Origin of the sequence: Sorangium sp. So ce836 (genome assembly GCF_028553905.1) — a bacterium.
Lineage (GTDB): Bacteria > Myxococcota_A > Polyangia > Polyangiales > Polyangiaceae > Sorangium > Sorangium cellulosum_D.
In genome coordinates this window covers 10,516,883-10,530,214 of sequence record NZ_CP102233.1, presented here as the reverse complement: position 1 = coordinate 10,530,214, position 13,332 = coordinate 10,516,883, and the positions used below count along the sequence as shown (strand labels likewise).

Here is a 13,332-nt window from a genome sequence, read left to right as displayed (position 1 = left end):
GAGATCGCCTCCGCGCAGGAGTGAGCGAGGGACCCGATGATATGCCAGCAAGAGAGTCCGCCCGTATCTGCGGAGCAGTCCTGTTCGACCACGACGCGCAGGCTTTGGTCTCGGAAGTCGAGGAAATGTCCTTCCGAGACAGAATGCATATCAACGGGGCCGAGGGGCGCTCCGGTCGGCTCCGTCTGACCGGCGTGCTCGTACGAGCAGCAGCCGAACATGGTGCATGATGGCTGTCCTGCTCGTACCTCCGGCCCCAAACCCGTGCGGTGCCGGCATGAACAAGAAGAGCGATCGGCTGTTGCAGAAGGATCGTGACAATTACGATGTTTACAAGGGGATTGGCAGCGATGAGCTCCGGCGATTCCGTGGCCTGGGGGCGATCCTCCACGCTGTCGTCCCGTTTGGCTCTACCGCCGTCGTCGCGGTGACGGCGCTCGTCACCCTTGGCGCCCAGGGCGGGCACGATGGCCCGGTCGTGTGGCACTCGGCCATGCTCACCGTCGTCGCTTTGGCAGGGATCCTCTTGACCCGCAGGCGGAGCGTCCATGTCCACGCAGGTAAGCAGAGAGGCCATGGCGCGGCCGAGCCTGGATTTCCCCGAGCGAGCCCGAGAAAGGATCGAGCGCGTGCGGGAGCTCAGGGCCTGCCTCGCTGATCCCTCCGGAGCAGGCTGCCGGCGCGCTCGCGGCGGACGTCGTCGACGAGGCGTCGGAAGCTGGTCCCCTCGGCTTCCAGGTGCCGGCGCAAGGTCCGCTCCGTCGTGCCGAGGGCGCGGGCCACGCGGGGGAGCGACGGGACACCGCCGTCGGCGCTCGACAGCTCGCGGAGAATCGCGTGCCAGCCGCGCGAGCGGCGGTGACACGCGCGGGGGCTCACGGGGACGGCGGGCTCCACACGTAAGGCCTGGTGGTGGAGACGACGCGCAACCCCATCCGTTCCAGGATCGGACGGCTGTCCGGCGAGGCATCCACCTGCAGATAGCGCAGCCCGCGCTCTCGGGCCTGCGCGGCGCGCCGCGCGACGAGGCTTCGATAGATCCCGCGCCCGCGCCACGCCTGCAGCGTGCTGCCGCCCCACAGGCTCGCGAACTCGGTGCCTCGATGGAAGCGCGCCCAAGCGGCGCAGACGATCTGACCTTGCGCCTCCGCGACGTGGATGGATAGCCCCCTTGGATCGGCTTCTCGCTCCTGCCGCAGCTCGGTGACGAGCCAGTCCCAGTCCCCGCCCCAGACGGCGGACTGCAACGCGGCGATCCCGTCGAGCGGCTCGCCGTTGTCGAGACAGCGCGCGGTGATCCCCGGGGGCGGCGCCGCGCCGGCGGTCGTCACGGCGACCTCGTCGACGGCCCCGATGAGCAGCGCCTCATCGTCCCCCGCCTCGAGCCCGGCGGCGCGCAGCCGCGCTCCGAGATCCGCGGGGCGGTCGTGGCCGAAGGTCTTCCACTCGAAGCGCCGCGCCAGCCCGGCGAAGTACGACACCTGCTCGGCGATGGCGCCGTCCGCCGTGTCCTCGTCCAGGTCGCTCCATTGCACGCCGCAGCCCCAAGGCAGCTCCGGAGGCGACACCCACCGCACCACGCGGCCGTCGCGCTCGACGCGCCATGCCGGGCTGGGAGGCGGGAGATCCCGGCGCATCTGGGCATCGAAGCGCGCGAGGAGCTCGGTGGTGCTCACGGACGCCATGGTGGTCAGTCCGGCGGCAGCAGGTCGTACGCGATGAGCCATCGACATCGATCCTGCCATGTCGGAAGCCGAGGCGGCCAGCACCCCCGGCCTCGGCCGCAGGCGTGCCTCGGGCATGACCGGACGCCCGGACCAAGGCCTTCCTTGTTGACGCCGGCCCCGCGCCCGGTCATTGACAAACGTCAATGACGAATGTCAGTATGCAGATCGATCAGCTGGGAACGGACGATCTGCGCTGGAGCGGAGTCGGGTTCTCCGATAGATCTCGCGCGAAGGCGGCATCGGTTCATGACTCCTCGTCCGGTGAAGGCTGGCTCCACGGTGCGGGATCGCCAGCGCGAGGATACCCGGCAGCGCATCTACGAGGCGGCCATCGCCGTCTTCCGGCGCGACGGCTTCGCGACCGCCCGCATCGAGGATATCGCCCGGTCGGCGGGCGTCAGCCACGGTTCCTTTTACTTTCATTTCCCGACCAAGGACGACGTGCTCTTCCAGCACCACCGGGAGCTCGATCAGCGCGTCGTCGCCGCGCTCTCGGCGCTCCCCGCGGACGCGCCGCTGCGAGTGTTGCTGGACACGCTGTGCGCCGCGTTCAGCCTGGAGTGGGAGCGCGACAGCTTGCTCGTCCCGGATCTCGCCGCGGCGATGATCCGCAAGGGCATGGTGCGCACGCCCCCCGCGGAGATGAGCCCGGTCGGGCGCCTGCTCACCGAGCGGTTCCGCCTCGCGGCCGATCGCGGCGAGCTCGGCCGCGCGCTCCCGATGGAGTGGCTCTGCAGCATCCTGCTCGGTCAGCTGTTCACGACGACGATCGCGTGGCTCGCCGAGCCGGCGTTGCCGCTCGGCACGGCGCTCCAGCGGACCGCTGCGCTCTTTCTGACCGGCGCCTCGGCGAGCAGGTAGGCCGCCGGCGCGCCGCGAGGGGATTGGCCGCTCCTCTGCTGAGCCGGGGGCGCGCCGCGCGCCGGCCGCGAGGTTGCGCCCCGCCGCGGGCCCCTGGTCGCGGAGAGGTGTTTGCGGAGCGGCAGGGGCGAGAGGCGCCTAGGCAGGCAGCATTCCTTCGTGTCTTCATCACGCGTGGAAGAAGAGGAGATAATGACGATGATCAACAGGCCTTGGAGGTTCGTTCTCGCCTTGCTCGTTCCCATCATGGGCTGCGGCAGCGAGCCTGAGGGCACGAATCCGCTGGTCGAGGGCCCCACGGCGGGGCCGACGTTCCACAAGGACGTGGCGCCCATCCTGCAGAAGCGCTGCCAGGGCTGCCACTCGCCCGGCGAGATCGCGCCCTTCAGCCTGACCGAGTACGCGGACGTGAAGCAGGTCTCGAGCCGGATCGTGGCGGTGACGCAGGACCGGACGATGCCGCCCTGGGGCGCGATCGAGACGGACGAGTGCACGCCGCGGTTCGGCTGGAAGGACGACAGCAGGCTCTCCGACGCGGAGCTCGCGACGCTCGAGGCCTGGCATGCCGCCGGCGCCCCCGAGGGCGACCCCGCGTACGCGCCCCCGGCGCTCGACGCGTCGGGGATCCATGGCCTCGAGGGCGTCAGCGCCACCATCGAGCCCGCGAGGCCGTACGTGACGGGCGGCGACGAGGACCAGTTCCGCTGCTTCGTGATGGATCCGAAGCTCACGGAGGACACGTTCGTGAACGGCATGAACGTGGTCCCGGGGAACTCGAAGGTCGTCCACCACGTGGTGGTCTTCACCGACCCGCACGCGGAGAGCGACGCCATGGCCGACGCCGACGGCGGCTACGAGTGTTTTGGCAGCGCCGGTGTCCAGGACAGCCAGGTCCTCGGCGTGTGGGTGCCCGGCGGGCGTCCGACCGAGTTCCCGTCCAACGCCGGCTTCCTCGTCCGCGCGGGCTCGAGGCTGGTGATGCAGGTCCATTACCACCCGGCGGGCGCCGCTGCCGAGCCGGACGCGACAAAGATCCAGCTGCGGTTCCTCCCGGAGCCCCCGGAGTACAGGGTCGTCTTCGTGGCGTTCGGCAACTTCCGCTCGCAATTCCCGAACGGCGATGGCCTCCAGCCGGGGCCCAACGACAGGGAAGGGGTCGAGTTCTTCGTCCCGGCGGGGACCAAGGATCACACCGAGGTCATGAAGATGACGCTCCCCGAGACGTTCATGGGGGAGTCGCTGGTGGATGGCATCCGGCTCTACAGCGCGATGACCCACATGCACTATGTCGGGACCGACATGAAGGTCGACGTCGAGCGCCCGAGCCCGCAGGGCGGCGATCCGGCCGAGGAGTGCGTGGTCCAGACGCCGAAGTGGGACTTCAACTGGCAGCAGACGTACACCATCGACGCGCCGATCGAGGAGCTCCCCGTCCTGAAGACCGGCGATGTCATGAGCTTGCGTTGCCTCTACGACAACACGATGGACAACCCCTTCGTGCGGAGGGCGCTCAAGGAGGAGAACCTCACCGCGCCGAGGGATATCGTCCTCGGTGAGAGCTCGCTCGACGAGATGTGCATCGGGCTCTTCAACGGGTTCGTCAAGAACTGACGGGCGAATCGGACGACTGACTGAGCAGCAGGAGACGGGCAGCAGCATCGACGGTCCGGCTCTGGAGCTCGCGCCTGCTGGACACGAGATCCACGCTCAGTCGTACCGGAACCTCTGGTACCAGCACACCAGCCAGAAGACGAGCATCGCTCCCAACACCGTCACGCGCACGCCAGTGAGCCAAAACCTGGGGTGCAGCGCGATGGGCAGCGCGCCGGCCGCGAGGATCGCCGCGAGTTGCCCGAGATGGCGGCGTCGGAGATCGGCGAAGCCTCGCGGGTGACGCAATCGCAGGGGAGCCCCACCGAGGCGCACGACGTGCTCGCCGTGCTCGAGGCCCGCAGGCTGGAGGTCCCCGCCGACGTGCGGGAGCGCATCCTCGTGAGCACCGACCTTGCCGAGCTGGACCGCTGGCTCCGCAAAGCCGCGGTCGTCATCGACGCCCGGGAGCTTCTCGCCACGAACGGCTCCTGACCGAACGCCGCGGTTCGGCCTGCCCGCAGCCTGCTTCGCCTCATCGCCCCGGAGAGCCCTCTCGTGGAACCCCGTGCCCGACCGGGAGCGGGCGACGACGGCCATCGGCTTCATTCACCAGCTCTACACCATCGACAAGGCGACCAAGGAACTGCCTCCGAGCCGTCGAACGGAGCAGCGTCGGAAGGCCGCCGAGCCCGTGCTCGATGCGTTCCGCGGGTGGCTGCAGGCGCAGGACCTGCTCGTGCTGCCGAAGAGCCCCATCGCCATCGCCGTCGGCTACGCGCTCAACCAGTGGACCGCGCTCACCCGCTTCCTCGACGATGGTCGGCTCCGTCTGGACAACAACCGGAGCGAGCTCGAGCTTCGCAGAGAGGCGATGGGGGGGTCATTGTGCGTCACTCCTTCAAGTGGTCGTAATCGTTCGCCTTTTGCTACCGCGCACTTCTCGACACGGGCGCCGGTAGAGCACGCGACGGCGGCTTAACGCTTCCAGAACTGCGGGCGAGCGTAGGTCGTCGAACATGATCTGCCAGGGCGCATCTTTGACAACTTGGTGTGCCGGGAGAGTTCCCTGTCGGATCAGCTTGCGGATGACATGGTCGGTCACCTTGAGCACGCGGGCCGCCTCATGCATCGTAAGGCATCGACCGTCCTTGTGCGCCGATTGGTAGGCGGCGATGCCCGCCGTCCTTCGGTAGGATTGGACGTTACGGGCATTCCAGAAATTGTTCTGGCCCGTCCGCAGGCCCATCCGGTTGAGGGTTGCGGCGATGTGCTCGTCGGACCAGCGGGTGGCCATGGAGCGGATCACTTGATCGGCTTGCTCGGGAGCACGTCGGTTGTGCTCTCCTGGCGCTGGCTTGCGGACGCGCAGTTCCGAGTGCTGCCCACCGCGCCAGTGAATGAGCAGCACGACCTCGCGCGTAGCTTCATCGACATCGGCGACGATCTCCTCGATCAGCGCGTGCACGAGTCGCTGCTTCATGGCCATCGTCGTCGTTGGCGCGTTCCACGCCGCCGTCAGGTCGCCAGCGAGTCGAAGCAGCGTCGCACGATCAGGCACCGCGCCTGGCTCGGTCACGTCCGCGGCCAAGCGGGCATCACAGTCGTGCAGGTGCGCAAGAGCAGTATTCCACCGCGCCTCAAGCTCCGCGGCAACAAGCCGATTGTCCGGATCGACCGCCTCGTAGCGGCGAGCGGCCAAGCGCACCTCATACGCGGCTTGTTGTCGTTCCAGCTCCAACGCACGCCTCCGCTCGCTCATGCCCTGCCTCGCTCGCTGCTCTGCCTGGATGGCAGCATCGATCGCCAGGGGTTCTACCGCGGCCAAGAGCTCGCGACCAACGGCAAGATCAGGCCTCGGAGCACCAAAGGTGATGCATGGTTGGAGGCCATGCATCGTATGACCGACGCGACAGGCGTACCGCGCCACGCCGGGGCTGCGGCCTACATAGGTTACTCCCAGCATGCGGCCGCACCGGCGGCACCGTAAGAGCCCCGAGAGCAAGGCGCGGCCACCGCGGCCTGATTTGGCGCCCCCAGCGGCCTTGCGAAAGGCGTTTCTGGCGAGGCACTGCTGATTTTGCTCGAATCTGGCCCACGTGATGTAGCCGCGATGGTGTTCCCGCAGCAGCACGGTCCATTTGTCCATGGGGCGCTCGTGGCCGTAGGTCGTATGCAGTCTTCCATCGACCAGGCGGGTTCGATGCTCGGACTTGCCATAGACGTAAGCACCGGCGTAGAACGGGCTTTGTAATATGGCGATGATGTTGCGGTATGCCGGCGCCCTCCACTCCACGCGGCCCGGTCGCTTGGGGTCCTCGGGGCGCGGAAAGAGTATATGATCACGGCACATCGCGAGTAGCACCTGCCTCGCACTGCCCAACCGAGAAAAGAAGCGGAATACCGTCCGGACAGCCTCCTGGACGCGGCGGTCCGGATCCAGGTCCAGTCCCGTCTCCTTCGACCAGACGTACCCGACCGGCACCGCGACGCGGAGCTCGCCTCGACGTGCCTTCGAAACAGCTCCTTCGACCAAGCGCTGGCGCATCACCGTGAGCTCGAACTCGCTCATGGTGCCCTTGAGCCCAAGCAGCAGTCGATCGTCGGGATGGCTCGGATCGTACACGCCCTCGGCGTCGATCACCCGGGACCCCACAAGGCCGCAAAGCTCGAGAAGATGGTGCCAGTCGCGCCCATTGCGAGCCAGGCGGGACGCTTCCAGGCAGAAGATAGCTCCAACGCCTCCTTCGCATACCTGGGCCACCAGTGCCTGAAATCCAGGCCGTTCGGTCGTACCGCTGGCGGAGCGACCGAGGTCCGTATCAATAGTAACTACATCGCGAAACCCGTACGAACGGGCCAGCTCAGCGAGATCGTACTGCCGACGCAGGCTCTCTTGGTTGTCGTGCACCTGCACGCCGGTCGACTGCCGCACGTAGACGACGGCTCGGCGCTCTACCACGCTCTGCGGAAGGTCACTTGGCTTCATCGCTTACCTCCTGCGCCTTGCGGCGCATGCTGCCGGCCGCGCTGAGGAGGATTTCTGCGAGAATTTCGACGCTCTCGGCGGAAGCCTCGGGCGGCAGGCATGGTCGCTGGCTCGGCGGCGGCGTCGTTGTCGATGGCGGCAGCGGCGCTTGGATCGGCTTCATGGTTCCCCTCCTGGTCATCGGTCGAACCATGGTCGGGTGCTGGGGGAGCGCAGCGGAAACGGAGGTCGTCGAGCAGGCCGCGGGGGTCTATCAACGCTTGAACATTGGGCCGAGCGGCGCCGATGCTCATCCGCGCGCATGCGACGCGGTCGAGCATCCAAGCAGGCAGGACTTCCCGCGTACCGTCACCCATCTCGCAGACGGCGACGAGCTCGCCTTGGCGGTGCTCACGGTAGGACACCTGAACCCGCTCGCCATACGCCGGGTGCCAACGGTAGTGCACCACGCAGCGCAGGTCGACATGGGCAGAATGATCGGGTCTTCGCTGTTGCGAGGAAGGCATGGCTGTTCTTCGGCAGCGACGACCACGCCTCCGCCGCCGCCAACCTCTTCTCGCTGGTCGCGAGCTGCAAGCTCCACCACCTCGACCCCGAGGCCTACCTCGCCGACGTCATCCGCGTGATGCCCTACTGGCCGCGTGAGCGCTACCTCGAGCTCGCCCCCCGATACTGGGCGCGCACCCGCGCTCGCCTCGTCGCCGAAGAGATGAAGCTGCCCCTCGGGCCGATCACCGTCCCGCCCCCGTTTCCCGCGGAAGAGCAGCGCGCGACGAGCTGACCGGGCCGGTTCCATCGCGCCCATCCTGCACCAGCTGACCGACGTTGGGGGCTACGGCGCTTCGCGCAGCGCTTACGAAGCCGACCCTCGTGGACGCTGCCACCGGCGGCGTCACCCAGGTCGAGCTGTTCGTCGCCGTGCTGGGCGCCTCCAGCTACACGTATGCCGAGGCGACGCGCAGCCAGAGAGGACCCGACTGGATCGGAAGCCACTGCCGCGCGTTCGCGTTCTTCGGCGGTGTCACGCGCGCCGTCGTGTGCGACCAGCTCAAGAGCGGCGTCACGCGCGCCTGCCGGTACGAGCCGCAGGTACAGCGGACGTACGAGGAGATGGCCGCGCACTACGGCACGACGGTGCTGCCCGCGCGACCGAAGCATCCGCGCGACAAGGCCAAGGTCGAGGTCGCCGTGCAGGTCGTCGAGCGGTGGATTCTTGCCCGTATTCGCAACGAGGTGTTTCACTCGCTCGCAGCGCTTAACGCGCGCATCACCGAGCTGCTGGTCGACATCAACAGCCGTGTGATGAAGCGCTACGGGGAGAGCCGGAGAGAGCTCTTCGAGAAGCTCGAGAGGCCAGCGCTCGCCGCCCTGCCTGCTGAGGCTTTCGAGTACGCCGAGTGGAAGAAGGCGCGTGTCAACATCGACTACCACGTGGTCTTCGATGACCACTTCTACTCGGTGCCGTATGCGCACGTGCACCAGGAGGTCTGGATCAGGGCGACGGTCGCGACGGTCGAGGTCCTGCTGCACAGCCGCCGGATCGCGTCGCACCCCCGCTCGCGAGCGCGCGGCAAGCACTCGACCCTGCGTGAGCACATGCCGAGCGCCCACCGGGCGCACGCAGAGTGGACGCCCTCGCGCCTGCTGGCGTGGGCCGAGAAGATCGGCCCGGCAACCCGGCAGCTCTGCGCGGCGATCCTGGCCGAGCGGCCCCACCCCGAACAGGGCTTCCGCTCCTGCCTGGGCCTGCTGCGCCTCGGCAAGCGCTACGGCCAGGAGCGGCTGGAGGCCGCCTGCGAGCGCGCCGGGCGCGTCCGCGCCCGATCCTACCGGCACATCGAGTCGATCCTGAAGAACGGGCTCGATCGCGTGCCGCTTGCTCATGATGACGGGGCCCCCGTCGCCCCCCAACCCATCGACCACGAGAACATCCGTGGCCGTGACTACTACCTCAACTGATGGAGAACGACGTGTTGACCGAACCCACGCTCGAGAAGCTCAAGAGCCTTCACCTCTACGTCATGGCGAACACCTGGGTGGCGCAGCGGACTGACGCCGCGATGGCCGAGCTCGACTTCGACGGCCGCTTTGCGCTGCTCGTCGACGCCGAGCACATGGCCCGTGACAACAAGCGGATCGGGCGGCTCTTGCGCGAGGCGAAGCTGCGGATCCCGAGCGCGTGCCTCGAGGACATCGACTACGCGCCGAAGCGGGAGCTCGATCGGGCACAGATCCGCCAGCTCTCGTCGGGTCGCTGGATCGTCGACCACGCCAACGTGCTCATCACCGGGATGACCGGCGTGGGCAAGAGCTACCTGGGCTGCGCGCTGGCGCATCAGGCGTGCCGCGCTGGCTTCCGCGCGCTCTACCGTCGCGTGCCGCGCCTGCTGGAGGAACTCGCCCTGGCGCACGCCGACGGGACGTACACGCGCCTGCTGGGGCGGCTGGCGAAGATCGACGTGCTCGTGCTCGACGACTGGGGGCTCGCCCCGCTCAAGGACCAGGAGCGCCGCGACTTGCTCGAGGTCTTCGAGGACCGCCACGGCCTGCGGTCGACGGTCATCACGATCAACCAAGCCCAGTACAGCGAGAGTCACAGAGGATTCGAACCCCACTCAGCCGATCGTCGCCGCTGAGGCATTGCTGGCGCTGGCACGCTGGCTGCACATGCGGTGCGACGGAGCCCCGCAAGAGCGGCGCGATCCAGGACGAACGGTGCCCCATGTCCGCGCAGAGGACCACGGCGGATCATCTGTGGACGGTACTGACGCCCGAGCGTCAGACACAACTCGTAAGCGTTCTGAGTCTGATGATAAGCCGCCACCTGGCGGCGCGCGAGGAGGCGGCCGATGAAGACGTCGGCGGCGCCGAACGTGCGAATCGAGGAGCGCCCGACGAAGATCGGAGGTCGCCACCTTGAACGCCTCGCGGTCGTGTACATCCGGCAGTCCTCACTGCATCAGGTCCAGCACCACCAGGAGTCGACCCGCCTACAATACAGCCTCGAAACCATGGCGCGCGAGCTCGGCTGGGAATCGGGGCGCATCCTGGTGCTCGACGAGGATCTCGGGACCTCTGGGGCGTCGGCGGCAGGGCGGCAGGACTTCCAGCGGCTCTTGGCCGAGGTCGCGCTCGACCACGTTGGAATCATCTTGGGTGTGGAGATGTCTCGGCTCGCGCGCTCGAACAAGGACTGGCACCAATTGCTCGAGCTGTGCGCTCGCTTCGGCACCCTGATTGCCGACCTGGACGGACTCTATGACCCGTCGCTCTACAACGATCGCCTGCTCCTGGGGCTGAAGGGGACGATGTCCGAAGCGGAGCTACACATCCTGCGGCAGCGGCTGCTCCAGGGCAAGCGGCAGAAGGCGCGCCGTGGAGAACTGAGCAAGCCGGTGCCATCGGGCTACCTCCTGCAGGCATCCGGCGAGGTCGTCCTCGATCCGGATGAGTCGGTCCAGGCGGTCGTGCGCTTCGTCTTCGAGCAATTTGACCGCCTCGGGACCGCGCACGGAGTGCTCCGTTCCCTGGTCGAGCAGGGACTTCAGATAGGCGTGCGCCGTCGCTCTGGAGGCGACCGCGGAGCTCTCGAGTGGCACCGTCCCCACCGCGGTATGGTCATCAACATGCTCCGCAATCCCATCTACGCAGGTGCGTATGTGTACGGACGGCGACAGACGGATCCACGGCGACAACAACCCGGGCGCCCGGCCACGGGGCGCACACCGCTGGTCGAGCCGGAGGACTGGCAAGCCTGCGTCCGCGATCGCTTTCCCGCCTACATCACATGGGAGCAATTTGAGCGTAACCAGGCTCGCTTGAAGGCCAACCGAAAGTCAAACAGCACGGGTGCGGTACGCAGCGGGAGTGCCTTGCTTCAAGGGCTCATCAGGTGCGGTCGCTGCAACCTGGGCATGTTCGTCCGGTACGCTAAATACAAGGGCCGAATCTATCCGCATTACGTCTGCGGTCAGGAGGCGGCCCACCATGGCAGCCGTCTCTGCATCAATATCTCGGGTAGCTGCATCGATCAGGCTGTTACGGCATTGGCGATCGCGGCGCTGGCTCCGGCCGCATTGGAGATTAGCCTTCGGGTCCGCGCCGATCTCGAGCAGCAGCGCGCCCAGCAGGAGGCTCTCTGGCAGCAGCGACTCGAACGGGCACGCTACGAGGCGGAGCGCGCCGCGCGCCAGTTCAAGAGCGTCGAGCCCGAGAATCGACTCGTCGCCCGCACTCTCGAGCGCGCCTGGGAGGACGCTCTCCGCGCGGAGCGCGACCTGCGCGAGTCGTACGAGCGGCACTCGAAGCAGATGCCGCAGGCCCTGACGCCCGACGACGTCGCTGCCATCCGCGCCTTGGCGACCGACCTGCCGGCGCTCTGGAACGCGCCCACCACGACGCCCGCGGATCGCAGGACGGTGTTGCGGCTCCTCATCGACCATGTCGATATCTCGGCCAACCGCGAGAGCTCGTGGACGGATCTCGTGGTGCATTGGGCCGGTGGCCGTCTGACGCACCAACGCCTCCGCCGCCCCGTCCACAAGCTTGTCCAGACGGGCGACAAGGACGCGCTCATGGCTACGATCCACGACTTGCGCCGCAAAGGCTTCACCGCAGGGCGCATCGCCGAGCAACTCAATGCTGACGGCTGGATCACCCCGACGCAGCACAACCACTTCAACGAGCGCCTCGTGCGGATGCTGCTGCATCGTTACGGTAACGTGCCTCGCGGCCCCAAGCCGCCCCCCAGGGACGCAGAGAACGCTTGGTGGCTTGCAGATCTGGCTCGCGAGCTGAAGATGCCCGTCGTGACGATGTACGGGTGGGTCAACCGCGGGCTGGTGCAAACGCGCTGGATCGACGGCCAGCGGGCGGTGATCGCCGATAAGGCCGAGCTGCGGCGGCTGCGCCAACTCCGCCGCAAGAACCTCATGCACCAGGCGAGGAAGCCCTCGAAGAAAACGTGACAGGAGATGCATCATGCGTGGTCGATCACCAGCCAGATCCCTGTCGGAAAGTGGCACGATCATCTCGGAGATCCGACAATCGCCGACGCCGTGCTCGACCGCATCGTCCACAACGCGCACCGCATCACGCTGAAGGGCCCCTCGCGCCGCAAGGGCAAGGAGACCACCGAGACCTGAACCCTAGACCCCGACGGACCAGCGTCGCTTCGCTCCGAGGGCGATCACGATGCGCGATCGCGGTGATCACGATGGCGTGATCTGCGTGATCACGATGGGCGGTCTCCGCAACCGGCGCCGCGCGGACGGTCACGATGCCCTTGGCCGGGCGCTTACGCAGCAGCGACAAGGAGGTCGAGCCGTCCGGCGCGTAAACGGCCTAACGCCCTGGGCTTCTGCCGCGGGCGGGCGAAGCCTGTCCGTCGGCGAGCAAGCCCTTGTTGGGCGGCATAGGTACACACGCGCCACGACTGCGAGCTTTGGTGCTCGACCACGACCCCATGAGTCAGGCCTTCAGGTTACCCGGGAACGGTTGTGGGGGAGGCTCACGTCGTGAACGCTGCCCACTTGTTGCGAACAGCGAGCCACAGGCCGGCGGCAAGGACCACACTACCCAGACCTCCCAGAGGCTGCACAATGGCCATCTGGTAGAACAGATTCACGAGGGCCAAGATGATGTAGCCGGTGACGCCAATGGCTTTCCAGCGCCATGCGAGAACGACGCAGAGCAAAGAGGCGACGGCATGCACGGCGTTGAACCAGGGAGTGGGGCCGTCGCCTCGTGTGATCATGTAGCACGCAAACAGCCGGGCCGCTTCGCCGAAGGCCATGAAGATCATCCACGCGGTCAGGAACGGTCCTCGTGTGGGCGAGTCGCTTGGAACGTGGCGTCTATTCATGGGCTTGGTCATGACGTCTCCGAACGTAGGGCACAGGCAGGGCGGCCTGCTAGCAAGAAGTGGGGTCCCGGTCGGCCTGGATGTCGAGGGCCCATGCTGCGAGGCGCCCTTGATCTCCTGGAACAGGTCGATTCGTGCGAACGCCATGGCGAGTGGCAGTGTTGGCGCAGCGATGGCGACGACAGCGGCTCTGTCACTGAGGACGAGTCCAGTAACCAAGCTCGATAGCAGCGCTATTCCAAATGTAATACATGTCAGGGTCGCCAGGCGCGATGGTTTCCGCTGAGGCGTTCTGTGGAGGG

14 protein-coding genes and 1 pseudogene are annotated in these 13,332 nt (G+C 67.3%); 10 read left to right on the top strand and 5 right to left on the bottom strand.

Translation table 11 applies throughout. The features are described from left to right. Positions 1-277 precede the first annotated feature (277 nt). Positions 278-658 (top strand): hypothetical protein, encoded by a 381-nt coding sequence (locus NQZ70_RS38390; RefSeq protein ID WP_129578662.1) that lies wholly within the window; start codon positions 278-280, stop codon positions 656-658. Here the strand turns inward: NQZ70_RS38390 and NQZ70_RS38385 are convergent. Both NQZ70_RS38385 and NQZ70_RS38380 read right to left on the bottom strand, forming a co-directional pair. Then, positions 640-879, bottom strand: coding sequence for a hypothetical protein (locus NQZ70_RS38385; protein WP_207217594.1), 240 nt, complete (start codon positions 877-879; stop codon positions 640-642). The two genes, NQZ70_RS38390 and NQZ70_RS38385, sit on opposite strands and share 19 nt — an antisense overlap. Further along, positions 876-1,676 (bottom strand): GNAT family N-acetyltransferase, encoded by an 801-nt coding sequence (locus tag NQZ70_RS38380; protein WP_207217593.1) that lies wholly within the window; start codon positions 1,674-1,676, stop codon positions 876-878. Before NQZ70_RS38380 ends, NQZ70_RS38385 begins: the two co-directional genes overlap by 4 nt. A gap of 297 nt (positions 1,677-1,973) precedes the next feature. Here NQZ70_RS38380 and NQZ70_RS38375 point away from each other — a divergent pair, with 297 nt between their 5' ends. The 4 genes from NQZ70_RS38375 to NQZ70_RS38360 all read left to right on the top strand — a co-directional run bounded on the left by NQZ70_RS38375 (position 1,974) and on the right by NQZ70_RS38360 (position 5,160). Then, the gene (locus tag NQZ70_RS38375; RefSeq protein ID WP_165374380.1) at positions 1,974-2,588 is read left to right on the top strand and encodes a TetR/AcrR family transcriptional regulator; all 615 of its coding nucleotides are present in this window, start codon (positions 1,974-1,976) and stop codon (positions 2,586-2,588) included. Between the two features lie 198 nt (positions 2,589-2,786). Beyond that, the gene (locus tag NQZ70_RS38370; RefSeq protein WP_237244405.1) at positions 2,787-4,199 is read left to right on the top strand and encodes a hypothetical protein; all 1,413 of its coding nucleotides are present in this window, start codon (positions 2,787-2,789) and stop codon (positions 4,197-4,199) included. A gap of 246 nt (positions 4,200-4,445) precedes the next feature. Further along, positions 4,446-4,673: a hypothetical protein gene (locus tag NQZ70_RS38365; protein ID WP_237245704.1), complete on the top strand. Its 228-nt coding sequence runs from the start codon at positions 4,446-4,448 to the stop codon at positions 4,671-4,673. Continuing rightward, entirely contained in the window at positions 4,594-5,160 is a 567-nt protein-coding gene (locus NQZ70_RS38360) for an IS66 family transposase (protein ID WP_257792741.1), read from the top strand. Before NQZ70_RS38365 ends, NQZ70_RS38360 begins: the two co-directional genes overlap by 80 nt. Here the strand turns inward: NQZ70_RS38360 and NQZ70_RS38355 are convergent. Beyond that, on the bottom strand, positions 5,080-7,167 hold the full coding sequence (locus NQZ70_RS38355) for a recombinase family protein (protein ID WP_129578657.1): 2,088 nt from the start codon (positions 7,165-7,167) through the stop codon (positions 5,080-5,082). The two genes, NQZ70_RS38360 and NQZ70_RS38355, sit on opposite strands and share 81 nt — an antisense overlap. Next, entirely contained in the window at positions 7,154-7,330 is a 177-nt protein-coding gene (locus tag NQZ70_RS38350; protein ID WP_165373952.1) for a hypothetical protein, read from the bottom strand. The genes NQZ70_RS38355 and NQZ70_RS38350 overlap by 14 nt, the downstream gene beginning before the upstream one ends. 138 nt (positions 7,331-7,468) lie before the next feature. On the opposite strand from NQZ70_RS38350, the gene NQZ70_RS38345 reads away from it, so the two are divergent. The 5 genes and pseudogenes from NQZ70_RS38345 to NQZ70_RS38325 form a co-directional block, all read left to right on the top strand. After that, complete coding sequence (locus tag NQZ70_RS38345; protein ID WP_129578656.1) at positions 7,469-7,948, top strand: transposase domain-containing protein; 480 nt, start codon at positions 7,469-7,471, stop codon at positions 7,946-7,948. Positions 7,949-8,037: 89 nt separating this feature from the next. Then, entirely contained in the window at positions 8,038-9,126 is a 1,089-nt protein-coding gene (gene istA, locus NQZ70_RS38340; RefSeq protein WP_165374379.1) for an IS21 family transposase, read from the top strand. Positions 9,127-9,137: 11 nt separating this feature from the next. Next, positions 9,138-9,803, top strand: coding sequence for an ATP-binding protein (locus NQZ70_RS38335; RefSeq protein WP_165373915.1), 666 nt, complete (start codon positions 9,138-9,140; stop codon positions 9,801-9,803). A 213-nt stretch (positions 9,804-10,016) separates the two neighbouring features. Further along, positions 10,017-12,134, top strand: coding sequence for a recombinase family protein (locus tag NQZ70_RS38330; protein WP_129574328.1), 2,118 nt, complete (start codon positions 10,017-10,019; stop codon positions 12,132-12,134). 24 nt (positions 12,135-12,158) lie between these two features. After that, positions 12,159-12,311, top strand: a pseudogene (locus NQZ70_RS38325) (ATP-binding protein); the annotation flags it as partial. Between the two features lie 365 nt (positions 12,312-12,676). Here the strand turns inward: NQZ70_RS38325 and NQZ70_RS38320 are convergent. After that, positions 12,677-13,042 (bottom strand): hypothetical protein, encoded by a 366-nt coding sequence (locus tag NQZ70_RS38320; RefSeq protein ID WP_129578654.1) that lies wholly within the window; start codon positions 13,040-13,042, stop codon positions 12,677-12,679. Positions 13,043-13,332: the final 290 nt, after the last annotated feature.

What these genes read in the sequence shown, in the direction of transcription:
- NQZ70_RS38320 (WP_129578654.1), bottom strand. Translation starts at nt 13,042, where the DNA reads ATGACCAAGCCCATGAATAGACGCCACGTTCCAAGCGACTCGCCCACA.
- NQZ70_RS38350 (WP_165373952.1), bottom strand. Translation starts at nt 7,330, where the DNA reads ATGAAGCCGATCCAAGCGCCGCTGCCGCCATCGACAACGACGCCGCCG.
- NQZ70_RS38365 (WP_237245704.1), top strand. Translation starts at nt 4,446, where the DNA reads ATGGCGGCGTCGGAGATCGGCGAAGCCTCGCGGGTGACGCAATCGCAG.
- NQZ70_RS38345 (WP_129578656.1), top strand. Translation starts at nt 7,469, where the DNA reads ATGCGACGCGGTCGAGCATCCAAGCAGGCAGGACTTCCCGCGTACCGT.
- NQZ70_RS38370 (WP_237244405.1), top strand. Translation starts at nt 2,787, where the DNA reads ATGATCAACAGGCCTTGGAGGTTCGTTCTCGCCTTGCTCGTTCCCATC.
- NQZ70_RS38375 (WP_165374380.1), top strand. Translation starts at nt 1,974, where the DNA reads ATGACTCCTCGTCCGGTGAAGGCTGGCTCCACGGTGCGGGATCGCCAG.
- NQZ70_RS38330 (WP_129574328.1), top strand. Translation starts at nt 10,017, where the DNA reads ATGAAGACGTCGGCGGCGCCGAACGTGCGAATCGAGGAGCGCCCGACG.
- NQZ70_RS38355 (WP_129578657.1), bottom strand. Translation starts at nt 7,167, where the DNA reads ATGAAGCCAAGTGACCTTCCGCAGAGCGTGGTAGAGCGCCGAGCCGTC.
- NQZ70_RS38390 (WP_129578662.1), top strand. Translation starts at nt 278, where the DNA reads ATGAACAAGAAGAGCGATCGGCTGTTGCAGAAGGATCGTGACAATTAC.